At 67.7% G+C, this 22,665-nt stretch carries 21 protein-coding genes; 7 read left to right on the forward strand and 14 right to left on the reverse strand.

The window, feature by feature from the left end:
* The 10 genes from lpxA to frr all read right to left on the reverse strand — a co-directional run bounded on the left by lpxA (window position 1) and on the right by frr (window position 9,470).
* Complete coding sequence (gene lpxA, locus BLQ77_RS14335; protein WP_008884444.1) at window positions 1-786, reverse strand: acyl-ACP--UDP-N-acetylglucosamine O-acyltransferase; 786 nt, start codon at window positions 784-786, stop codon at window positions 1-3.
* Window positions 783-1,244 (reverse strand): 3-hydroxyacyl-ACP dehydratase FabZ, encoded by a 462-nt coding sequence (fabZ, locus tag BLQ77_RS14340; RefSeq protein WP_008884705.1) that lies wholly within the window; start codon window positions 1,242-1,244, stop codon window positions 783-785. The genes lpxA and fabZ overlap by 4 nt, the downstream gene beginning before the upstream one ends.
* A 166-nt stretch (window positions 1,245-1,410) precedes the next feature.
* Window positions 1,411-2,115 carry an OmpH/Skp family outer membrane protein gene (locus tag BLQ77_RS14345; RefSeq protein WP_089960368.1) on the reverse strand — a complete coding sequence of 235 codons (705 nt, stop codon included), beginning with the start codon at window positions 2,113-2,115 and terminating at the stop codon, window positions 1,411-1,413.
* 1 nt (window position 2,116) lies between these two features.
* Window positions 2,117-4,480 (reverse strand): outer membrane protein assembly factor BamA, encoded by a 2,364-nt coding sequence (bamA, locus tag BLQ77_RS14350; protein ID WP_089960371.1) that lies wholly within the window; start codon window positions 4,478-4,480, stop codon window positions 2,117-2,119.
* An 81-nt stretch (window positions 4,481-4,561) separates the two neighbouring features.
* On the reverse strand, window positions 4,562-4,687 hold the full coding sequence (locus BLQ77_RS29665; protein WP_278184700.1) for a hypothetical protein: 126 nt from the start codon (window positions 4,685-4,687) through the stop codon (window positions 4,562-4,564).
* A gap of 148 nt (window positions 4,688-4,835) precedes the next feature.
* Window positions 4,836-6,179 carry an RIP metalloprotease RseP gene (gene rseP / locus BLQ77_RS14355; RefSeq protein WP_008886307.1) on the reverse strand — a complete coding sequence of 448 codons (1,344 nt, stop codon included), beginning with the start codon at window positions 6,177-6,179 and terminating at the stop codon, window positions 4,836-4,838.
* A 12-nt stretch (window positions 6,180-6,191) separates the two neighbouring features.
* Complete coding sequence (gene dxr, locus BLQ77_RS14360) at window positions 6,192-7,358, reverse strand: 1-deoxy-D-xylulose-5-phosphate reductoisomerase (protein ID WP_089960375.1); 1,167 nt, start codon at window positions 7,356-7,358, stop codon at window positions 6,192-6,194.
* Window positions 7,358-8,143, reverse strand: coding sequence for a phosphatidate cytidylyltransferase (locus BLQ77_RS14365; RefSeq protein ID WP_008885395.1), 786 nt, complete (start codon window positions 8,141-8,143; stop codon window positions 7,358-7,360). The genes dxr and BLQ77_RS14365 overlap by 1 nt, the downstream gene beginning before the upstream one ends.
* Complete coding sequence (gene uppS, locus BLQ77_RS14370) at window positions 8,140-8,865, reverse strand: undecaprenyl pyrophosphate synthase (RefSeq protein ID WP_089960834.1); 726 nt, start codon at window positions 8,863-8,865, stop codon at window positions 8,140-8,142. Before uppS ends, BLQ77_RS14365 begins: the two co-directional genes overlap by 4 nt.
* Window positions 8,866-8,906: 41 nt before the next feature.
* Window positions 8,907-9,470 carry a ribosome recycling factor gene (frr, locus tag BLQ77_RS14375; protein WP_008883822.1) on the reverse strand — a complete coding sequence of 188 codons (564 nt, stop codon included), beginning with the start codon at window positions 9,468-9,470 and terminating at the stop codon, window positions 8,907-8,909.
* 266 nt (window positions 9,471-9,736) lie between these two features.
* Between frr and BLQ77_RS14380 the strand changes: the two genes are divergently transcribed.
* Window positions 9,737-10,888 carry a calcium-binding protein gene (locus BLQ77_RS14380; RefSeq protein ID WP_165617114.1) on the forward strand — a complete coding sequence of 384 codons (1,152 nt, stop codon included), beginning with the start codon at window positions 9,737-9,739 and terminating at the stop codon, window positions 10,886-10,888.
* 100 nt (window positions 10,889-10,988) lie between these two features.
* On the opposite strand, the gene pyrH is transcribed toward BLQ77_RS14380, so the two are convergent.
* Window positions 10,989-11,714 carry a UMP kinase gene (gene pyrH, locus BLQ77_RS14385; RefSeq protein ID WP_008885478.1) on the reverse strand — a complete coding sequence of 242 codons (726 nt, stop codon included), beginning with the start codon at window positions 11,712-11,714 and terminating at the stop codon, window positions 10,989-10,991.
* Window positions 11,715-11,754: 40 nt separating this feature from the next.
* Here pyrH and miaA point away from each other — a divergent pair, with 40 nt between their 5' ends.
* The 3 genes from miaA (at window position 11,755) to BLQ77_RS14400 (ending at window position 15,345) form a co-directional block, all read left to right on the forward strand.
* Window positions 11,755-12,720, forward strand: a complete 966-nt coding sequence (gene miaA, locus BLQ77_RS14390; protein ID WP_242661730.1) for a tRNA (adenosine(37)-N6)-dimethylallyltransferase MiaA — start codon at window positions 11,755-11,757, stop codon at window positions 12,718-12,720.
* Window positions 12,717-13,553 (forward strand): helix-turn-helix domain-containing protein, encoded by an 837-nt coding sequence (locus BLQ77_RS14395; RefSeq protein WP_242661731.1) that lies wholly within the window; start codon window positions 12,717-12,719, stop codon window positions 13,551-13,553. Before miaA ends, BLQ77_RS14395 begins: the two co-directional genes overlap by 4 nt.
* Window positions 13,554-13,665: 112 nt before the next feature.
* Entirely contained in the window at window positions 13,666-15,345 is a 1,680-nt protein-coding gene (locus BLQ77_RS14400; protein ID WP_089960380.1) for an ABC transporter substrate-binding protein, read from the forward strand.
* 4 nt (window positions 15,346-15,349) lie between these two features.
* Here BLQ77_RS14400 and BLQ77_RS14405 read toward each other — a convergent pair whose 3' ends face one another.
* The gene (locus tag BLQ77_RS14405) at window positions 15,350-16,504 is read right to left on the reverse strand and encodes a cytochrome-c peroxidase (protein WP_089960382.1); all 1,155 of its coding nucleotides are present in this window, start codon (window positions 16,502-16,504) and stop codon (window positions 15,350-15,352) included.
* A gap of 101 nt (window positions 16,505-16,605) precedes the next feature.
* Window positions 16,606-17,223 (reverse strand): lytic transglycosylase domain-containing protein, encoded by a 618-nt coding sequence (locus BLQ77_RS14410; RefSeq protein ID WP_089960385.1) that lies wholly within the window; start codon window positions 17,221-17,223, stop codon window positions 16,606-16,608.
* 292 nt (window positions 17,224-17,515) lie between these two features.
* Here BLQ77_RS14410 and ssb point away from each other — a divergent pair, with 292 nt between their 5' ends.
* From ssb to BLQ77_RS14425, 3 genes are all read left to right on the forward strand, one after another.
* Window positions 17,516-18,067, forward strand: coding sequence for a single-stranded DNA-binding protein (gene ssb, locus BLQ77_RS14415; RefSeq protein ID WP_089960387.1), 552 nt, complete (start codon window positions 17,516-17,518; stop codon window positions 18,065-18,067).
* Between the two features lie 206 nt (window positions 18,068-18,273).
* Window positions 18,274-19,467: an efflux RND transporter periplasmic adaptor subunit gene (locus BLQ77_RS14420; protein WP_131822019.1), complete on the forward strand. Its 1,194-nt coding sequence runs from the start codon at window positions 18,274-18,276 to the stop codon at window positions 19,465-19,467.
* An 8-nt stretch (window positions 19,468-19,475) separates the two neighbouring features.
* Window positions 19,476-21,410, forward strand: a complete 1,935-nt coding sequence (locus BLQ77_RS14425) for a MacB family efflux pump subunit (RefSeq protein WP_089960392.1) — start codon at window positions 19,476-19,478, stop codon at window positions 21,408-21,410.
* Window positions 21,411-21,432: 22 nt separating this feature from the next.
* Here the strand turns inward: BLQ77_RS14425 and BLQ77_RS14430 are convergent, their stop codons facing one another.
* Window positions 21,433-22,545, reverse strand: coding sequence for a Ppx/GppA phosphatase family protein (locus BLQ77_RS14430; RefSeq protein WP_008883768.1), 1,113 nt, complete (start codon window positions 22,543-22,545; stop codon window positions 21,433-21,435).
* Window positions 22,546-22,665 lie beyond the last annotated feature (120 nt).

Raw genomic sequence — 22,665 nt, forward strand, 5'->3', positions numbered from 1 at the left:
TCAGCCCGGCGTCAGGAAGTGACGGTCGCTGTCACCGAGGATGAAGGCCACGATCTCACGCACGTAGTCGCTCTGGGTTTCGTCTCCCAGCCGGCGTGCTCGGTCGGCAAAGGCACCCTCACCCTGCGCCAGCATCTGGAACGCGGCGCGCAGCGCGGTGATGTCGGAGCGGCTCACGCCCTTGCGCTTCAGCCCCACGAGGTTCAGCCCGTCGAGCTTACCGCGCGGCGCCTGCACGAGGCCGTAGGGGATCACGTCGTTGGTCACCATGGTGACCGCACCGATGATCGCCCCGCGCCCGATGCGCACCCACTGGTGCACGCCCGAAAGGCCGCCGACGATGACGTCATCGTCGAGCACGCAGTGCCCGGCGATGGCCGAGTTGTTCACGAGGATCACCCGGTCGCCGATCTGCGCGTCGTGGGCCACGTGGCAACCCGCCATGAACAGGCCGTCGTCGCCGATGCGGGTGACGCCGCCACCGCCCTCGGTGCCGCAGTTCATGGTGACATGCTCGCGGATGCGGTTGCGCTTGCCTATGACCAGCCGGGTCTTCTCGCCACGGAACTTGAGATCCTGCGGGATCTCGCCGATCACCGCGAAGGAGAAGATCACCGTCTCTTCGCCGATCTCGGTGTCGCCGGTGATCACGACGTGGGATTTCAGCTCGACGCGCGGACCGAGTACCACCTCGGCGCCGACGTGACAGAAGGGGCCGATGCGGCAACCTTCCCCGATCTGCGCGCCCTCCTCGACGACGGCGCTGGGGTGGATCTCGGTGCTCATGCGGGCAGGTCCATCATCGCTGTGAATTCGGCCTCTGCGGCCATCTCGCCGTCGACCTCGGCCACCCCCGCGAATTTCCAGACCTTGCCGCCGGGCTTGCCGCGCACCGTGGTGAGCTTCATCCGCAGCTGGTCGCCGGGCACCACCATGCGGCGGAACTTGCACTTGTCGATGGCCATGAAATAGACCTTCAGGTTCTTGTCCGCGAGGCCGAGCGCTGTGCCCACCATCACCGCCGAGGTCTGTGCCATCGCCTCGACGATGGTGACGCCGGGCATGATCGGCTGACCGGGGAAGTGTCCCTGGAAATGGGGCTCGTTCATGGTGACGTTCTTGATGCCGACGGCGGACTGGTAGCCGTCGATGTCGACGACACGGTCCACGAGCAGGAACGGGTAACGGTGCGGCAGGATCCGCTGGATAAGGTGAATGTCCGCGGAAAGCAGCGTATCGGTCATCTTGGGCCTTTCGTTTCCGACTGTCGTCCCTTGAACGGTCCGGTAAACCCCGGACCCACGTCCCGCCGGGATCTTCCGAAGGGAACGGGCGGAAAGCGATGCAGGGACCGTTCAGGTCTTTCAAGAAACGCTGTAGCAACAGCAGCCCCGGGGGGCAAGCGCGGCCCTACTCCTGCGCGGGGGCGCTCTGCTGGGGCTGACTGTCCGGCCGGGTCTGGGGGTGAGTGTCAGGCATGATGTCCGGCTGCGCCTCGGGCATGATGTCCGGCTGCGCCTCGGGCTGCACGTCAGTCTGGGTACCGAGCTGGCCCTGCGGTGCCTCGGCGCTGCCGTCGCCGATCGCCTCGTCGATGCGCGAGATGGCGGTGTCGGTGATGTCGATCACGTCCGCCGCCAGGAACACCGAGCGCTCGTCGATGATCACCGCAGCACCTGCCTCCTTCATGAGATCCGCAAGGACGGGCTGCGCGGCGGCCATGAACTGGCGCCGCCGCTCATCGGAAACGTTGCCGAGCGCGCGCGCCTTGGAGTCCTGCTCGCGGCGCAGCTCCTGCACCTTCTGGTCGAAGGCATCCGCCAGCTCGCGGAATTCGGTCGGCGGCACGGTGCCGCGCTTCTCGGTGAGGGCGCGTTCCTCATCGGTGAGCGCCGCCTCGATGCGGCGGTTCTCGGCAGAGATCGCAGCACCCTCTTCCTCGAGCGCCGCGGTGACACGGCGCCCGTAGGCGCTTTCTCCGAAGAGCCGGTCGAACTCGACCGTCAGGATCACGCTCTGCACCACGCCCGGGCGCGTCGCCTCCTGCGCGGCAAGTGGCGCCCCGGCAAGGGCCAGGGCGAGCGCCAGAGCGGATTGCCGCAGCGCCCGACTCATCTCAGAAGTCGGTCGAGATGGTGAAGCTGAAGTTCTGCTCCTTGTCGCGCTTCTCTTTCTTCAGCGCCTTCGAGAAATCGAGGCGAAGCGGACCGAGCGCGCTGTCCCACAGGATCGAGAAACCGACGACATGGCGGAGCGAGAAGTCCTGATAGAGCACGTCGTTGGTGGTCGAGTTGACGGTGCTGTCCTCGAGCCCCCAGACCGAGCCCATGTCGTAGAACAGGCCGCCCGAGATGCCGTATTCCTCCGGCAGGCCAAGCGGGAATTCCGCCTCGAACCGGGCCACGGCGTAGTAGTCGCCGCCGAGAGAGTCGTCGACATCGTCGGCCGCGCTGTATTCGCGCGGACCGATGCCACCGTACTCGAAGCCACGCAGCGTGGAGTCGCTGAGCAGGTAGCGGTCGGTCACCCGGCTGGAGCCGCTGGAGTAGTTCAGCGCGCCGCCCTCGAACGAGGCCCGCAGCGTGATTTCCTCATTCCAGACACGGGTCTGCGCGATGGCGCGGACGTTGGTCTTGATGAACGTGGTGTCGCCGCCGACGCCGCCGAGATCCTGGCCGAACTCGAGCAGGACGCCCGCGTTGGGGTTCAGGCCGGTGCGGCGGGTGTCGTAGCTGAAGGTGTAGCCGAGGCTGCTGTCAAAGCGCGCACCGTCTTCCTCTTCCGCGCGGATGACCTGGCCGGCGTCACCGTCTTCGGTGTTGCGGATGTCCGAGTAGCCCAGCGTGTAACGCAGGCTCAGACGGCCGTTTTCCGAGATCGGGAACGAGAAGCTCGGGCGGAACTGGCCGCGGCGGGTGTCGAACTCGGCGTATTCGTTGTCGGTCTCGCGGTAGCTGGCACCAAGGCCGAAGGCGAGATCGCGGCCAAGGAAGTACGGCTCGACGAAGTTGAAGTTGTAGGACGACGACGAGGACGCGGTGTTGACGCCCAGCGACAGCGCCTGGCCACGGCCAAGGAAGTTGGTCTCGCCGAACGAGATCGACGCGCCGATGCCGCTGGTGGTCGAGTACGACCCGCCGAAGCCGATGGAGCCGGTGGGCTGCTCGGTGACGTTCACGTCGACGATGACCTGCTGCGGCGTGCTGCCTTCGCGAGCGTCGACCTGCGCGTCCGAGAAGTAGCCGAGCGCGCGGATGCGTTCGGCGGACTGGCGGATGGCGCGCGGGTTGAACGGGTCACCCTCGGCGGTGTCGAACTGGCGCCGGATCACGCGGTCGAGCGTGGTGGTGTTGCCTTCGATGTCGATGCGCTCGACGAAGATGCGCGGGCCGCGGGTGAGCTGGAAGCTCACGTCGAGCGTCAGGTTGCGCTCGTTGCGGGTGACGCGGGGCTCGATGCGCACGAACTGCAGCCCCTCCTCGACCGCGAGCCGCTCGAGGCGGGCGATCTGGTTCTCGACCACGGAGGGCGAATAGACCTTGCCGGGCTTCACCGTGAGCGCGTCGCGGAACAGCGGCACGTTGACCTCGGCCAGATCGGATTCGACCGAGATGTTGCCGAAGTTGAACTGCTGACCTTCCTCGATGTTGAAGGTCACGAAGTAGGCGTCACGCTCCTGCGCGAGCTCGGAGTTGACCCCGGTGATGCGGAAGTCGACGTAGCCGCGCGAGGCGTAGAAATCCTGCAGGAGCTGGCGGTCGAAGGCGATGCGATCCTCGATGTAGGTATCGCTGCGGATGATCGCGCGCAGCAGGCCGGCCTGCTTGGTCTCGAGCACGCGGCGCAGGCGCCCGTCCGAATAGGCCTGGTTGCCGACGAAACCGATGCGCTCGATCTCGGTCACGCCGCCTTCGAAGATCTCGTAGACGAGATCGACGCGGTTCTCGGAGCGACGGATGAGCTTCGGGGTCACGCGGGCCGAGATCCGGCCCTGCTGGGTGTAGGCGTCGGCGATGGACTGGGCGTCCTGCTCGGCCATAGACGGGCTGTAGACCCGGCGCGGCTGCGAGCGCACGATCGCGGCGAGGTCCTCGTCCTTGATGCGGCGGTTGCCCTCGAAGGCGATGCGGTTGACCGTCGGATACTCGACGACGCGGATCACCAGCGTGTTGCCCTGCGGCAGGATCTCGACCGTCTCGAAGAGGCCCGAGGCGACGATGCGCTGGTAGGCATCGTTGAGCTCTGCGGCCGACACCGGTGCGCCGCGCGCGATTCCGGCGTAGCTCAGGATGGTGCCGGGCTCGATCCGCTGGTTGCCCTCGATCGACACGTTGTTGAAAGAGAAGGTCTGCGCCACGGCCTGCTCGGGAAGCGCCGTGAAAGCCATTGAAAACGCGACGGAAATTGCCGCGAGAGATGCCGTGCCCCTGAAAATGCGCGCAAGGCGCGGGAGGCGCGCTCCCGTTTGCCCGTTGGTCATGCTGCCAATCCACTCCGCCGTATTTTTTTTACGTGAGTAAAGGGATTGGGCAGGCTTGTCAAAAGCCGAAACCGGCTGTGACTACAGCGATCCGAGGAAGGCGCCGAAATACAACGCACCCACGATCATGCCGACCGAAAGCAGGCGATCCCAGTTGATCGTGACAAGAAGGCCGAGGCCGCGACAGCCGGATTGAAGGGTGTGCATTTGTCGGACGCCGGTTCTTTGCGCATTGGGCCGCGACGCGCGCAGCGGGAATGGTTCGGGCGTCGTTCTACCATCCCAATATGGCCCAATTGGGGCGATCCGGCGCGCCAGTGCGTGGTGGCGCGCCGAAGGTTTCCTGCGCGTCCCGTCAGGGGCAAAAGAGATCGTTGGTCAGCGCGAAGGTCATCAGCGACAGGATCAGGATCAGCCCGATCGACATCAGCACGTTGAGCGCGCGGTCCGACGGAGGCTTGCCGCTGACCGCTTCCCAGGCGTGGAACACCAGGTGCCCGCCGTCGAGCACCGGCACCGGGAACAGGTTCAGAAGGCCCACAGCGGTCGAGAGCACGGCGATGAAGGTGATGAAGCTCTGCCCGCCTTGGCTTGCCATCGCGCCCGAGGTCTGCGCGATGCCGATGGGGCCCGACAGGTTGCACGACGAGATGTTGCCGATCACCATGTTCCAGAGCCCGGAGAGCGAGCCGGTGATGATGCTCCATGTGCGCTCGACGCCGCCGGTGAAGGCCTCGACGGGGCCCACCATGCTGGTCGCGGGCTCGAAGGCCAGCCCGCCGACGATGCCGATGCGGTAGACCGTGTGGTAGCCGCCCTCGGGCAGCGGCTCGTCCGTGCGCTTGGGCGTGAGCTCGAGCTCGAGCGTCTCGCCGTTGCGCCAGACCGTCAGGTCGAGCGGCGCGCCCCCGGAGCCCTCGACCTTTTCCTTGAGCTGATCGAAGGCAAAGGCCTGCTCGCCGTTGATCGACATGACGATGTCGCCGGGCTCGATCCCGGCCTCGTTGGCAGCGGACCGCGGCACGATCTGGGTGGCGATGGGCGGATAGACATAGGGGCCGTCTACTTCGATCTCCTGCCCGTCACGGTTCACGATGTAGGGCAGGATAGCCTCGTGCGGCAGCGTGTCCATGAAGGTGCCGAAAGCCTCGGAATCGCCGAAGTCGGGCAGCGGCGCGCCGCCGATCTCGAGGATCTCGTCGCCCTCGCGCAGGTCCTGCGCCACCGGCAGCGCGCGCAGCTCGCCCACGGTGAAGGGCTCGGCCACCCGGCCCTGCACCATGAAGATGCCGGTGAAGACGACGATGGTGAGCACGAAGTTAAACACCGGCCCGGCGGCGACCGTGGCGGCCCGCGCCCAGAGCGGCGCGCCGTTCATGGTGCGGCGTTTCTCCTCGTCCGAGAGCTGCGCCATCGCGGCCTCGTCGGCGCCGCCGCTGGCGTTGGCATCGCCCTTGAACTTGACGTAGCCGCCGAAGGGCAGCGCCGCAATCTGCCACTTGGTGCCGCGCTTGTCGTCGCGCGACCAGATCACCGGCCCGAAGCCCAGCGAGAACACGTCCGCGTCGATTCCCGACCAGCGGCCGACGATGTAGTGACCATATTCATGGATGGCCACGACCACCGAAAGCGCGACGACGAAGGCGATCAGAGTGTAGATCAGGCCTCCGAATTCGGGGATCAATTGCGCAATGTCCAAAACCGGTGCCTCTTACTGCTGTTTCATTATTTCGTCCGCGGTAACACGGGCGAAATGGTCCGCTTGGCGGACGTTATCAAGAGTGATCCCGGCATGAATGAGGCTCCCCTCGCCGGAAACACGGTTTAGTGTCTCCTCGACGACGGCGGCCATGCGGGTGAATCCAATGCGTTTTTCGATAAAGGCGTCGAGCGCGCGCTCCTTGGCGGCGTTGAACACCGCCCCCGAGAGCCCGCCGGTGCGCATCACCTCGCGCGCCAGCCGCAGCGCCGGCCAGCGCGTCTCGCAGGCGGCGCGGAAGGTGAACTGGCCCAGCTTGACGAGGTCGAGCCGCTCGACCGGCAGTTCCTGCCGCTGCGGGTGATGCAGCGCGAAGCCGATGGCGTGGCGCATGTCCGGGGGCCCGACATGGGCCATCAGCGCGCCGTCGCGGAACCCCACCAGCGCATGGATCATCGATTCCGGGTGCACCACGACCTCGATCAGATCGGGGTCGATGTCGAAAAACTCTTTGGTCTCTATGACTTCGAGCGCCTTGTTGAACATCGAGGCCGAGTCGATGGTGATCCGCTGCCCCATGTCCCAGTTGGGATGGGTCGCGGCCTGCTCGGGCGTCGCCTCGGCCAGCTTCTCGAGCGGCCAGTCGCGGAAGGCGCCGCCGCTGGCGGTGATGATCACGCGCTCGACGGCGTCGAGATCTTCGCCAATGAGCGCCTGGAAGACGGCGGAATGCTCGCTGTCGACGGGCAGCACGGCGCTGCCATGGGCCTTGGCGGTTCCCATGACCAGCGGCCCGGCGCAGACCATGCTTTCCTTGTTGGCAAGCGCCAGCGTGGCGCCGGTCTCGAGTGCGGCCAGCCCCGGAGGCAGCCCCGCGGCGCCAACGATGGCCGACATCACCCAGTCGGCAGGACGTCGCGCCGCCTCGACCAGCGCCTCGGCACCGGCAGCGGCCTCGATGCCGGTGCCCGAAAGGCGCTCGCGCAGGTCAGGCAGCAGCGCCTCGTCGGCGGTGACGGCGATCTCGGCCCGGAGCTGGCGCGCGTCCTTGGCCAGCTGCGCGACATTGCGGCCACCGGTGAGCGCCACCACATGATAGGCGGCGGAATTGCGGGCGATCAGGTCAATGGTGTTCTGGCCAATGGACCCGGTCGCGCCGAAAATGGAGATACGTCGCATCAAAACCCCGGGGGAAAGTCCACGACTTGCCCGGCGAGCAGCAGGAACAGCGCCGCACCCAGCATTCCGTCGAAGCGGTCGAGCAGGCCGCCATGGCCGGGGATGAGGGCCGAGCTGTCCTTGACCCCTGCCCGGCGCTTGACCGTGCTCTCGGCCATATCGCCGATCTGGCTTGCCATTGAGATGGCAACCGAAATACCCATGAGTCCGATCCCGGCGTGGGTGGTGCCCGCGAAGAGCAGACCCACCAGCGCGGCACCGACCCAGCCGGCAATGGCGCCGGACCAGGTCTTCTTGGGCGAGACGCGCGGCCAGAGTTTCGGCCCGCCGAACGCGCGACCGGCGAAATAGCCGCCGACGTCGGTGATCACGACGACGCAGACCAGCCAGAGCATCCAGACCAGCCCGAGATCGGCGCGCAGCTTCATGAAACCATAGCCCGCGAGCAGGATCAGAGCGGTGAAGACCGCATAGGTCACCCCGCCGCGCTCCATCCGGCCGAAGCCCGCCATCGAGGGCAGCAGCAGCAGCGGCAGCGCGAAGGCGGGTGGCAGGTAGGCGGCGGCGAGCGCGCAGCCCCCGGCCAGCACGCCCAGCACCGGCGCCGACTTGTCGCGGGCGGTGTCGACCATGCGCACCAGCTCCCACACCATGATGCCGCAGGCGAGCGAGATGAAGGCCCGCCACGCGATGCCTCCGACCCAGACCGCGATCAGGCTGAGTGCAATGAGGACCGCCGCCGAGATCACCCGTGGCCGCAGGTCCGTCCAACGCGAGGAGTTCATGCTTTCACGCCCCCGTAGCGCCGTTCGCGGTTGCCATAGGCGGTGACCAGTCGGCCGAACTCCTCGGCGCAGAAATCCGGCCAGAGCGTGTCGATGAACTCGTATTCCGCGTAGGCCGACTGCCAGAGCAGGAAGTTCGAGATGCGCGCCTCGCCCGAGGTGCGGATCACCAGATCCGGGTCGGGCAGCACGCAGGTGTCGAGGTACTTGGGAAGCGTCTCTTCGTTGACCGCATCCGGGTCGAGCTTGCCCGCCGCCACGTCCTGCGCCAGCCGCCGCGTGGCGCGGGCCACCTCGTCACGGCCGCCGTAGTTGATGGCGATGGTGAGGTTCACGCCGGTGCAGCCCGAGGTCATGAACTCGAGCTCGTCCATCAGCGACACCAGTTTCTTGTCGAGCCGCACCCGGTCGCCGATGAAGCGCACGCGCACGTTCTCTTCGAACAGCGCGCGGGCCTCCTTGGTGATGTAGCGACGGAACAGGCTCATCAGCCCCGCCACCTCGGACTGGGTGCGTCTCCAGTTCTCGGTAGAGAAGGCGAAGATCGTGACGTAGCGCACGCCGAGGTCCGGGCAGGCCTCGACGATCTCGCGAACGCGCTTCGCCCCGGCATGGTGGCCGAACAGTCTCGGGCGCCCACGCCGCTGGGCCCAGCGACCGTTGCCATCCATGATGATGGCGACGTGCCGAGGTCCGTTCCCCTCGCGGATGGGTTTGGGCATGACGCGGTCCACTCCCTTGGTCCCTGGCACCCGCACGCCGATCAGACCTGCATGATCTCTTCTTGCTTGTGCTCGAGCGCCTCGTCCACCTTCTTGATGTAGAGGTCGGTGATGTCCTGCACTTCGGATTCCCAGAACTTCTGATCGTCCTCGGCCATGCCGTCGGCCTTGGCCTTCTTGACCTGGTCCATGCCGTCGCGGCGCACGTTGCGGATCGCGACGCGGGCGTGCTCGGCGTAGTGGCCGGCGACCTTGGTCAGCTCGCGGCGGCGCTCTTCGTTGAGCTCGGGGATCGGCAGCATGATGATGGTGCCGTTCAGCTGGGGGTTGATACCCAGACCCGACTCGCGGATCGCCTTCTCGACCTTGCCCACGAGGCCCTTGTCCCACACGTTGATGGTGACCATGCGCGGCTCGGGCACGTTAACGGTGCCCACCTGGTTGATCGGGGTCATCTGGCCATAGGCTTCGACCTGCACCGGCTCCAGCATCGAGCCCGAGGCACGCCCGGTTCGAAGCGAGGCGAATTCGGTGCGCAGGTTCGACATGGCGCCATCCATGCGGCGCTTTAGGTCATCGGTGTCGAGTTCGAAATCTTCTGACATGGTTGGTCTTGCCCGCTCAGGTGTTTGTCGTTCGGTCCGCTTTCTAGGACAGGCGCGCCCGGATGTATAGCTGTCTTGCCGTGAAACGGCCCGTGACGGCGCAATCATCGTCCCTTCCGACGCGTTGCCGCCCCCCTCGGGCCGGAACCCGCTTGGCGGTGCCGTCATGCTGCAGCGCAGTTTGACAGCTGCCGATGGCACCGCTACCCATTCTCCTAATACCACCCCTGAATTCGTTCGCCTTTCGCATATCGGAGCCCCGAGACATGGACAGCGCTAAGCCTGAAGCCCTCAACCTTGAATTGAACTTTTCGGAGCAGTTCGGCGAGACCGCTTCGCAGACCGAGCAGACCGCGGCGCTGGCCGCCGTCGCCGTGACCAGTGACGACAACGAGCGCAGCGCCTCGCTGCTCGCGATGGCGCTCGGCGGGGACGGCGACGACGTCTGGGAGGGCACCGATGCGCCGGAATACTACTCGGGCGGGCTCGGCAACGACGACCTCGACGGCGAGGGCGGCAACGACTCGCTCTACGGCAACTCAGGCAATGACACGCTCGACGGCGGCGACGGTGACGATTACCTCAGCGGCTACACCGGGATGGACAGCATCGAGGGCGACAGCGGCGATGACACCATCTACGGCGGTGGCGGCGCCGACAGTCTCGAGGGCGACGAGGGCAACGACCTCATCAGCGGCGGGACCGGCAACGACTCCATCGAGGGCGACGAGGGCAACGACAGCCTCTACGGCAACTCCGGCCACGACAGCGTCGAGGGCGGCGACGGAGACGATTACATCAGCGGCTACACCGGCAACGACACGCTGGTGGGCGGCGCGGGCGACGACATGATCGTCGGCGGCTCGGGCAACGACGAGATCATCACCAACTCGGGCGACGATACGGTCTACGGCGGCAGCGACGACGACTTCATCAACGCCTTCTCCGGCAACAACCTGCTGAACGGCGGCACCGGCGACGACACCATAAGCGGCGGTGACGGCGACGACAGCATCTACGGCAACAGCGGCGACGATGTGCTCGATGGCCGCGGCGGCGCGGATTACATGAGCGGCTACAGCGGCGACGACGTGCTGCGCGCAGGGGGCGGCGACACGCTGTCTGGCGGCAGCGGCGCGGACAGCTTCCTCTTCGAGATCGTCTACGCCGACAGCACCTCCGTCATCACCGACTTCGAGGCCGGAGTGGACGACATCCAGTTCTACGGCGACGAGTATACCGTCTATCAAGGCGATGCGCTGTCGCAGGCCGTGCAGGTTGGCGACGACGTGGTCATCACCCGGCAGGTCTACGACGCTTTCGAGGGCGCCGGCGCAACGCTGGAGCTGATCCTCGAGGACACGCAGCTGGACGACCTGTCGTCGAGCGACTTCATGGACGGGCTGTTCTACTACTGACGCCGGCACCTCCTTCGCAAAACAGCACCGCCCGCAGGCCGGAACCTGCGGGCGGTGTCTTTTTGTCGGCGTGGTGTCTGCTTCCAGGGCGGCGTGCGGCTCAGCCGACGCGGGTGTAGGTGCCCTGCCCCGCAAGGATGCCGCGGAACCCGCCCGGCTCGTCCAGCGGGAAGACGATGATCGGCAGGTTGTTGTCGCGCGCCAGCGCGATGGCCGAGGCGTCCATGACCTTGAGGTTCTTCTGCAGCACCTCGTCGTAGCTCACCTTGTCGTAGCGCTTGGCGTCGGGGTTGGTGCGCGGGTCGCTGTCATAGACGCCGTCGGTGCCGTTCTTGCCCATGAAGAGCGCCTCGCAGGCCATCTCGTTGGCGCGCAGCGCCGAGGCGGTGTCGGTGGTGAAATAAGGGTTGCCGGTGCCCGCGGCGAAGATGCAGACGCGCTTCTTCTCGAGGTGGCGCACGGCGCGGCGCCGGATGTAGGGCTCGGCCACCTCGTCCATGCGGATCGCGGTGATCACCCGGGTGTAGACGCCGATCTCTTCCAGCGCCGATTGCATCGCCAGCGCGTTCATGACGGTCGCCAGCATGCCCATGTAGTCGGCGGTGGTCCGTTCCATGCCCTGCGCGGAACCGGCGAGGCCGCGGAAGATGTTGCCGCCGCCGATCACCATGCAGATCTCGACGCCCATGTCGTGCACGGTCTTCACTTCCCGGGCGATGCGCTCGACGGTCGGCGGGTGCAGGCCGTAGCCCTGGTCCCCCATGAGCGCCTCTCCCGAGATTTTCAGCAAGACGCGATTGAAGGTGGTCTGCGGGGTCTCGGTCATGTTGCGCTCCGTCACTGAGGGGGTCTAGGATCGGCGCCATATGTGGCCGAAAACCGGCCCCTCTGCAATGCTGCATTGCCGCGAGCGAAGACCTTCGAAGGAGGACGCCCTGTCCGATATTCTGACCCGGCTGGCGCCCGATCCGGAGCGCCCGGTGCTGATCGCCGGCCCCACCGCCAGCGGCAAGTCGGCGCTGGCGCTCGAGATCGCAGCGCGCGATGGCGGCGTCATCGTGAACGCCGACGCGATCCAGGTGTTCTCGGACTGGCGGGTGCTCACCGCGCGACCCTCCGAGGCCGAGGAGGCGCTCGCGCCGCACGCGCTCTACGGTCACGTCCCGGGCACGCAGGCATACAGTGTGGGCGAGTGGCTGAGGGATGTCGCGCAACTTATGCGCGGGCCCGGGCGGCTGATCGTGGTGGGCGGAACCGGGCTTTATTTCAGCGCCCTGACCGAGGGGCTGGCCGAAATTCCGCCGACGCCACCGGCGGTTCGCGACGAGGCGATGGCGCGGCTCGACGCGGGCGAGCGCGCCGCGATGGTCGAGGAACTCGACAGCGACACCCGGGTGCGGATCGACACGGCGAATCCAATGCGCGTGGCGCGGGCGTGGGAAGTTCTGCGCTCTACCGGGCGAGGAATCGCGGCGTGGCAGGATGAGACGCCCCCGCCGCTTCTGCCTCTTTCGCAGGCACAACCCATCGTCTTCGATGCCCCCAAGGACTGGCTCAGCCCGCGAATCGAAACGCGGTTCCGCAAGATGGTCCGCGAGGGCGCGCTCGACGAGGCCCGCGCCAACCTCGCCACGTGGACGCCCGCCCTGCCCTCGGCCAAGGCCATCGGCGCCGCCGAGCTGATCGGCCACCTGCGCGGCGAGATGACCCTCGACGAGGCCATCGACCGGGCCACGGTGCTCACCCGGCAATTCGCCAAGCGCCAGCGTACGTGGTTCCGGGCGCGGATGCGCGACTGGCCCGCGCTGACCCCGGAAGAGAGCGGCGCGTGAGTGCCGCCCCGGACAGTGCCGCGCCCGTGCGCGTGGCCTCTCTGGGGAGCATATCCGGCTGGCGCTACCGTCTGCTGCACGACCGGGGCGATCACACGCTGATCTGGCTGACCCGCGGACAGGGCCGCGTGATCGTCGACGGCATCCGCCGCGGGCTCGGGCCGCACAACGCGCTGTTCCTCCCGGCGGGCACGCTCTTCGCCTTCGAGCCCGGCGCGCAGAGCCTTGGCACGGTTCTGCATTGTCCCGCCGGCCGCACCGGGCTCTGGCCCATGGATCCGCTGCACCTGCGGGTGCGGGAAGGCGCGGCGCAGGGCGAGCTGACGGGCATGCTCGACGCCATGCAGCGCGAACAGGGACAGGACCGGCTGCTGATGGACGAGGCGCTTGGGGCGCAGTCGAGCCTAGCGGCGGTCTGGCTGCAACGGCAATGCGCGGCGGGTGCCCGCGATGCCCTGCCCGACAGTGCCGCGCACCGGCTGATGCGGCTCTACGCGGGCGCGCTCTCGGCCGGGTTCCGCAGCGACCGCGGCGTTTCGGACTACGCCGCCGCGCTCGGGGTGACCGCGACCCACCTCACCCGCACCGCCCGCGCCTGCTGCGGCATGACCGCGGTGGCGATGCTGGCCGAGCGCAAGCTGCACGAGGCGCAGCGCCTGCTCGCCCTGCCCGAACCGGCGGTCAACCGCATCGCCGAGGCGCTTGGTTTCAACAGCGCGCCCTATTTCACCCGCTTCATCCGCAGCCACACCGGGCTCTCTCCGACCGAGATCCGCAACGGCGGCAAGCCCGGCGCACGGGCGCCCCAGACGCGCGGCACCCTTCACCGTTAGGCGAGGCGGGCGGAAGCCTCTTGCCGCGAGAGGGGCTTCAGGGTTTCATGGCCGCCGAGGGAGAAGACCGGTGCCGGCGCGACCGTCGGCCCGCGACCATGAAGGACGGGGTATGACGCAGAGGGGAGAAGCTGAACGGGTCCATCCGGGGGCACGCGCCTGCGCACGCGACCTGAAGGCCGGGCGGCTCGACCGTCGTGAATTCCTGACACGCGCCACGGCGCTTGGACTCAGCGCAACCGCCGCCTACGCGCTCGGCGGGCTCGGCACGCCCGCGCGGGCCGAGGAAGAGCCCGGCCTCGCCGGTTCCAGCAGCCTGCGCATCCAGATGGAGGTCCGCCCGATCAAGGACCCGCGCACCGCCGACTGGTCAGAGATCGCCAATTTCTACCGCGGCTGGCTCGAGTATCTCGTCGAGTACAACCGCGACGGCACCGTGCGCGGCATGCTGCTGGAAAGCTGGGAGGTCAGCGACGACGCCACCGAATACGTGCTGCACGTCCGCCCCGGCGTGCGCTGGAACAACGGCGACGCCTTCACCGCCGAGGACGTGGCGCGGATGTTCCGCTACTGGTGCAACCGCGACGTCGAGGGCAACTCCATGGCCGGGCGGCTGGGCTCGATGGTCGACCGCGAGACCGGCCATCTCCGCGAGGGCGCCGTCACCGTCGTCGACGACCTGACCGTGCGGCTCGCCCTGCCGAAGCCCGACGTCGCACTGATGGTCGGGCTCTCCGACTATCCCGCCGCCGTGGTCCACAAGAGCCACGACCCGCTTACCATGCTCGAGAACCCGGTGGGCACCGGCCCCTACCTGCCCGAGAGCCTCGTGCCCAACGAAAGCGCGGTGCTGGTGCGCAACGCCGATCACGACTGGTGGGGCGCCAGCGCCGAGGGCTTTGGCGGCGCCACCATCGAGCGCATCACCTTCCTCGACTACGGCACCGACCCGGCAAGCTGGCTCGCCGCGGCCAAGGCCGACGAGGTCGACATGCTCTACGAGAACATCGGCGATTTCATCGACGCCGCCGACGCGCTCGGCTGGCAGAAATCCGAGGTGGTCACCGGCTCGACCGTCGTGCTGCGCGCCAACCAGGCGGCGCTGGTCGAGGGCAAGGCGCCCTACTCGGACCTGCGCGTGCGCAAGGCGCTGCAGATGTCGGTCGACAACGAGATCTGCCTGGAGCTCGGCCATTCCGGCCTTGGTACCGTGGCGCAGAACCACCACGTGGCACCGGTGCATCCCGACTACGCTGACGTGGGCCCCACCCCCTACGACCCCGAGGCCGCGCTGGCGCTGATGGCCGAGGCCGGGATGGAGGGGTTCGAGCACGAGCTGGTGACGCTCGACGACGGTCTCACCATGCGCACCGGCGATGCCGCCGCTGCCATGCTCCGCGACGCGGGGTTCAAGGTGAATCGCACGGTCCTGCCGGGCTCGCGGTTCTGGGCCGAGTGGAAGACCTACCCGCTCTCGGTGACCGAGTGGAACCACCGCCCGCTCGGCATCCAGGTCATCGCGCTGGCCTATCGCACCGGCGAGCCGTGGAACGAGTCCGGCTACGCCAACGCCGATTTCGACGAACTGGTGACCGAGGCGCTCGGCATCGCCGACGACACCGCGCGCAGCAAGGTGATGGCCGAGATCGAGAAGACGCTCCAGCGCGACGCGGTTATCATCCAGCCCTACTGGCGCTCGCTCTACCGTCACGTCCGCCCGGGCGTCACCGGTGCGGACATCCACCCGTCGTGGGAGATCCACCTTTACAGGCTCGGCATCTCGCAGGGCTGAGCGCTTACTGCGCGGACTCGGTCAGCAGGTCCTCGTAGCGCTGGTCGGTCAGCGTCTTCAGGAAGGCCACAAGCGCGTCGATGCGCTGGTCGTCGAGCGCGGGCCCCTCGGTGAGTTCGGTCATCGCGATGTTCTCGGCGACCTCGGGCGGGCCGAAGGGCGCGCCGGTCTCGGGGTTGATCTTCCGCTTTTCGTTCCGGGTGTTGTAGGTGTTGTAGAACAGGATCACCGTGCGCAGATCCTCGAACACGCCGTTGTGCATGTAGGGGCCCGTCACCGCGACGTTGCGCAGGGTCGGCGTCCGGTAGCGGCCCATGGTGTCCATCGCTCCCGCCACGCCCGGGTTGGCGTGCAGCCCGTCGTCGAGCTTGGTCACTCCATTCGAGGCCCGCAGGTCCGTGTTCGCCGGGACGCCGAGGTTGTAGTAGCGGTAGTTCGAGAAGGTCTCTTCCCGGTCCATCGCGTTCTGGCGGAGCTTGTGGCAGACGTTGCAGTTGGTGAACTGCTGCGAGAAGAACAGCAGCCGCCCGAGCTCTTCCTGCTTGGTGAGCTCGACCTCGCCGCGCAGGTAGCGGTCGTATTTCGAGGTGAAGGGCGCGAACTCGTCGCTGCGCTCGAAGGCGGCGATGGCGCTGGTCATGGCATCGTAGGCGGCGTCGGGATCGTCGAGCACGCCCGCCTCGAAGAGCGCCGGGAAGGTTTCGGTATAATAGGCGTTCTCGCGCAGGCGCGCGACCACGGCGGCCTTGTCGGCCATCCCCATCTCGAGCGGGTTCAGCGGCGGCCCGCCCGCCTGCTCCTCGAGCGTGGCGGCGCGCCCGTCGTGGAACAGCCCGCCGACCCAGGCCCCGTCCTCGGCCTGGGCGAAGGCCGGCGCAAAGGCGGCGTAGGCCGCGGTCGGCGCGTTGCGGTCCCCGATGGACTGCCCGTCATCGCCGGGCGACGCGGCGCCGCGCGGATCGGCAAAGCCATGGTCGGGGTCGTGGCAACTTGCGCAGCTCTGGGTGCGGTTCTTCGAAAGGTTCACGTCGAAGAACAGCGCCTCGCCCAGATCCTCGAGCCGAACGGGTTCCGAGGCCGCTGAGCGGGACACGCTCACGCCAAGACCGGCCACGGCGGTGGCGGTGACGGACAGCGTGAGCAGGATGGCGAGTTTCATGCGGCGTCTCCCAATTGGGCCCGGAGATGGCATGACCTCCTAACGCCGACCTTGATGCAGGTCAATTCCTGACGAAAAGCCTTGGTCACTGGGGCGCCGGATCAGCTGCCCCAGATCGTCTTCACGTAGTTGCGGGTTTCACGGTAAGGCGGCACGCCGCCATGCTTCTCAACCGCGCCGGGACCGGCGTTGTAGGCCGCCAGCGCCAGCCGCCACGAGCCGAACTTGACGTATTGCGCCTTGAGATACCGCGCCCCGCCCTCGAGGTTCTGGGCCGGGTCATGCGGGTCGACGCCCAGCCGCTTGGCGGTGAAGGGCATCAGCTGCGCGAGCCCGATGGCGCCCTTGTGCGACTTGGCGGCGGGGTTGAAGTTCGATTCCTGCTTCACGAGGCGCAGGAACAGGTCCTCGGGCACGCCGTGCCGCCGTGCCGCGATCCGGGCCATATCGGCGTAGGGGCCGTTGTAGCGCCCGCGGTAGACCGGGGTCGTGCTCTCGTCGCCGCCCATCGGGCCCCACTTGGTGGGTGTCACCACGGACGGCGGCTGCAGCCGGACCGAGCTGCGGTATTGCTCGGAGGCGCGGGTGTCGAGCACCGTCGTCTGCTGCCGGAACAACATGACGCGGTTCTTGGTGGAAAGCGTCTCGGCCTGCACGGCAGACGTCGAGAGCGCAGCGCAGACCAGTGCCTGCAACGCGATGGTTTGCAGTCCTCGCATGAGATGCCTTGTCCTGTCCCTTTATCCTTGGCCGGGACTATACCCGACCCGCGAGAAACCGCCAGCCTTGTGCCGGACATGCGGCAGGTGCGCGCTTACGTGTTGTTAACCACGCACAGGTGACAGTCGCGGCCGCACGGCGTTTCCGGCTGTCGGGCGGCTTGGAACCGGTTCGGGGCATCGGGCTGTGGCCACCCGCGCCGTCGCTGTGTAAGGCTCGTCGAAACCCCCTCGGGGGCGGAGAATCGGAACAGGATCCGCGAAGGATCAGAAACAAACGAGTGAGGATGACATGGCCGGATCCGTGAATAAGGTGATCTTGGTGGGCAATCTCGGGGCCGACCCCGAGGTGCGCACCTTCCAGAACGGCGGCAAGGTCTGCAACCTGAGGATCGCGACCTCGGAGAACTGGAAAGACCGCAACACCGGCGAGCGCCGCGAGCGCACCGAGTGGCACTCGGTCGCGATCTTCTCCGAACCGCTGGCGCGCATCGCCGAGCAGTACCTGCGCAAGGGCTCCAAGGTCTACATCGAGGGCCAGCTCGAGACCCGCAAGTGGCAGGACCAGTCCGGCCAGGACCGCTATTCGACCGAGATCGTGCTACGCCCCTACCGTGGCGAGCTGACCCTGCTCGACGGCCGCCAGGGTGGCGGCGGCGGCGGTGACTTCGGTGGCGGTTCGGGCGGCGGCTACGGTGGTGGCAGCGGCGGCGGTGGCTACAGCGGTGGCCGTGACGACTTCGGCGGCGGCTCCGGCGGTCGCGACGATTACGGCAGCGGCTCGGGCGGCGGTGGCGGCGGTCGCGCCCCCTCGCGCGATCTCGACGACGAGATCCCGTTCTGAGCGCAGCCCGCGCCTGATCGCAGAGCTTGGGAAAGGGGGGATCACGTCCCCCCTTTTTCTTTTGGCGCCGCGCCTGACGCTTCGCGCTGTGTCTGAGAAAGTGCCAACTCCACACCCCGGCGAAAGAAAATCGCCGGACCCCAACTTTTTCCGACGGAACCTTCGGCCCGTTGCGTTTTGTCTTCCTGTACCAGTCGGAGCAGTCCATGAAGTTGAGCAAGGCCACCGTTGCCATTTCCATCGTCCTGCTATGCGCCGGCGCAGGCTGGCTGTGGCTCAGGGACACGCAGGAGACCGAGCTCGCCGCGCCCCGCACCGTCGCGGTGACACGTGGCACGGTCGAGAGCACCGTGCTCGCCACCGGGCTCATCGAGGCCGAGAGCCTCGTCTCGGTCGGCGCCCGGACCTCGGGGCTGGTCGAGGAGCTGCTGGTCGACGTCGGCGACGATGTGGCCAAGGGCGAGCTCATCGCGCGCATCGACTCGCTCGAGCAGCAGAACGCGGTGCAACAGGCCAAGGCCGACCTCGCCCAGCTCGACGCCGAGATCGCCTCGAACGCCGCCGAGATCCGGCTGGCGGAACAGGCGCTCTCGCGGCAGCAGACGCTCATCACCCGCGAGCTGGTGACCACCGAGGATCTTGAATCCGCCGAGGCGACACTGGACATGGCGCACGCCAACGCGGCCTCGCTCGAGGCGCAGCGCGCCCGGGCCGAGATCGAGGTGGCGACCGCCGAGCTCGACCTGGAACGCACCCAGATCACCGCGCCCATCGACGGCACCGTCGTGGCCGTCGTCAGCGACGAGGGCACCACGGTCAACAACTCCTCGGAGACGCCGACCATCGTGAAGCTGGCGCAGCTCGACCGGATGGAGATCAAGGCCGAGATCTCGGAGGCCGACGTGGTCAACGTCGCGCCGGGGCAGCTGGTGAGGTTCTCGCTGCTGGGCGCGCCGGACCGGGTCTACGAGGCCGAGCTGGCCTCGGTCGAGCCCGCCCCGTCGTCGATCCGCGACAGCGACGAGATCGACACGGATACCGCGATCTACTACAACGCCCGCTTCCTCGTCGACAATTCCGACCGGCTGCTGCGCATCGGCATGTCGACCAACGTCACCATCATCCTTGGCCGCTCCGAGGACACGCTGACCCTGCCCCTCGCGACGCTGCCCTCGGCGGGCCCGGAGGGGCGCTACGTGGTGAGCGTCCTGGCCGACGACGACCGGCCCGAGCGCCGGGTGATCGAGATCGGCCTGAAGGACGCCACTTCCTACGAGGTGCTGACCGGGCTTGCGGAAGGCGACCGGGTGATCGGTGGCGGTGCCCGGCCCACCGCGGCATCCGCGGCGCAGACCCGCAGCTCGCGCGGCCCCGGCGGCCCGCCCCCGGGCATGTTCTGAGGCCCCCCATGGCACTCATCGACATTCGCGGGCTCGACCGCTCCTTCACTGCGGGCGAGCAGACCATCACCGTGCTGCGCGGCATCGACCTTTCGATCGAGACGGGCGAGATGGTCGCCATCATCGGCCAGTCCGGTTCCGGCAAGTCGACGCTGATGAACGTACTGGGCTGCCTCGACCGGCCCACCCGCGGCGACTACCGCTTCGACGGGCGCGACGTCTCGGCCATGTCCGACCACGAGCTGGCCGAGCTGCGTCGCGACCACTTCGGCTTTATCTTCCAGCGCTACCAGCTGATGCCCGAGCTCGACGCTCTGGGCAATGTCGAGATCCCCGCGATCTACCGCGGCGCTCCGCGTCGGGCGCGGCGTGACCGGGCGCGGGCGCTGCTCGAGCGGCTGGGGCTCGGCGAGCGGCTTGGCAACCGGCCCGGCGCGCTCTCGGGCGGACAGCAGCAGCGGGTCTCGGTGGCGCGCGCGCTGATCAACGGTGGCGAGGTCATCCTTGCGGACGAGCCCACCGGCGCGCTCGACAGCCAGTCCGGCGAAGACCTGATGGCGCTTCTGCGCGAACTGCATACCGAGGGGCACACGGTCATCATCGTGACCCACGACCCGAGCATCGCCGCGACCGCAGACCGGGTGATCGAGATCCGCGATGGCGAGATCATCGCCGACACGCGCACACGCGAAACCACCGCCCGGCCCCGCATTGCCGCCCCCCAAGGAGGCCACGTGGGGCTCGGCGCCCTCGCCGACCGGCTGCGCGAGGCGACGCGGATGGCGCTGAAGTCCATGGCCGCGCACAAGCTGCGGTCCTTCCTCACCATGCTCGGCATCATCATCGGCATCACCTCGGTGGTCTCGGTGGTGGCGCTGGGCAACGGCAGCCAGCAGAAGGTGCTCGAGAACATCGCCTCTATCGGCACCTCGACGATCGACATCCGCCCCGGCACCAGCTTCCGCGACCGCCGCGCCAACCGCATCGACACGCTGGTGGGCGCCGATGCCGATGCGCTCGACGGCATGCCCTTCGCAGCCTCGGTCTCGCCCGAGGTCTCGACCAGCGCCAACGTGATCCACGCGGGCACCACGGCCTCGGCGCAGGTCAAGGGCGTGTCGGCGGGTTACTTCCAGCTTGGCTCCTACACGGTCACCCGGGGCGCCACCTTCAACGAGGACGACCTTGCCGCAAGGGCGCAGGTGGCGGTGCTCGACAGCGACGCGGCGGAGACCTTTTTCGACGGCGCAGATCCCATCGGCCAGCGGGTGCTGATCGGGCGCATCCCGCTTCAGGTGATCGGCGTGGTCGCCTCGTCGGGCGCCAGTTTCGGTCCGCAGTCGATCAAGGTCTTTACTCCCTACACCACCGCGATGACCCGGATCACCGGGGCCACCACTGTGGATTCGATCTCGGTGCAGGTCACCGACGGCTACGACATGAGCGAGGCCGAAGCCGAGATCACCGAGATCCTGACCCGGCGCCACGGCACCGTCGATTTCTTCCTCACCAACACCGACACCATCCGCGAGACCATCCAGTCGACCTCGCAGACGCTGACCTGGCTGATCTCGGCCATTGCGCTGATTTCGCTGGTGGTCGGCGGGATCGGGGTGATGAACATCATGCTGGTCTCGGTCACCGAGCGCACCCGCGAGATCGGCATCCGCAAGGCGGTGGGTGCGCGGCAGTCCGACATCACCGCGCAGTTCCTGATCGAGGCAGTGCTCGTCTGCCTCGTGGGCGGCGCGCTCGGGGTCGCGGCGGCCTTCGGCTTCGGCGGGGTGATGAGCGTGATCTCTCCGGACACGCGGCTGGTCTACTCGACCGCGACGGTGGCGGCGGCCTTCGCCTCGGCGACGGTGATCGGCATCGTCTTCGGCTATCTGCCCGCCCGGTCGGCGGCAAAGCTCGACCCGGTGGTGGCGCTGGCGCGGGAGTGACCCGCGCCTTTCCGGCGCCCGATCAGAGCGGCCCGTCCTCGAGCACCCCGTCCGCGGACATCTGCGCGTAGAGCAGCCCCTCGCGCAAGCCGCGGTCGGCAACCGAGAGCCGGTCGGTGGGCCAGAGCCGCAGCAGCGCCTGCAGGATCGCGGACCCTGACATGATCAGCGCCTGCCGGTCCTGCCCGATGCGCGGATCGCGGCGGCGCCCGGCGGGGCCCATCTCGAGATAACGGCGGATCACCGCCTCGATCTGGTCCGAGGTCATGCGCAGCCCGTCGACCTTGGTACGGTCGTAGCGGCGCAGTCCGAGGTGAGAGGCAGCGACGGTGGTGACCGTCCCCGAGGTGCCGACGATCTGGAATCCCTCGCGCGACTGGGCGTCCTTGTAGGGCGCAAATTCCGAGAGGTTCTCTTCGAAATACCAGCTCATGAGGGCGTAGCGCGCGGCGTCGTCCTCGACGTCCGAGAACTGGTCGCGCAGCGTCGCGACCCCGAGCGGCACCGAGATCCAGTCGACGACCTTGGCGGCGGGAAACGGGCTTTCCGGCGGGTGGAACCCCGCGTGCAGCCGCATGATCGCCGCCGGCCGGTCGCGGCGCGGCACCGAGGACAGGTCGATCCAGACCAGCTCGGTCGAGCCGCCGCCGATGTCGACCACCAGAAGCTGTTCGGTCCGGGTCGAGACCAGCGGCGCGCAGGAGATCACCGCGAGCCGGGCCTCCTCCTCGGGCTGGATGATCTCGAGCGACAGACCTGTCTCGCGCCGCACCTGCCGGATGAACTCGCGCGCGTTCTGCGCCCGGCGGCAGGCCTCGGTCGCGACCAGCCGCATGTTCTTGACCTCGTGCCGGCGGATCTTCTGCTGGCACACGCGCAGGGCGCTGATGGTCCGTTGCATGGAGGCACGCGAAAGCCTCCCGCTCCGCTCGAGCCCCTGCCCGAGCTGGACGGATTTGGAGAACGAGTCGACCACATGGAACTGACTGCCCCTTGGCTGGGCAATCAGCATGCGGCAACTGTTGGTGCCCAGATCCAGGGCCGCGTAGAGCGCATCTGGATCGGGCGGTTGCGGCGCGGGGCTCTCGACCGGTTTCGGGAAAGCGCCCGCACCCTTGGGACGCCGTGGCGCCATGTCATGCGCCTTTCCGAATTTTAAGTTGGGGTCAGGATACGCGGCCCCCGGGCACGGCGCAAGGCAGATGCATCAGGGGTGCGAAGGGTTTGTCGAAAAACGGGGAAAGACCGGCGGTCG

Origin of the sequence: Salipiger thiooxidans (genome assembly GCF_900102075.1) — a bacterium.
Lineage (GTDB): Bacteria > Pseudomonadota > Alphaproteobacteria > Rhodobacterales > Rhodobacteraceae > Salipiger > Salipiger thiooxidans.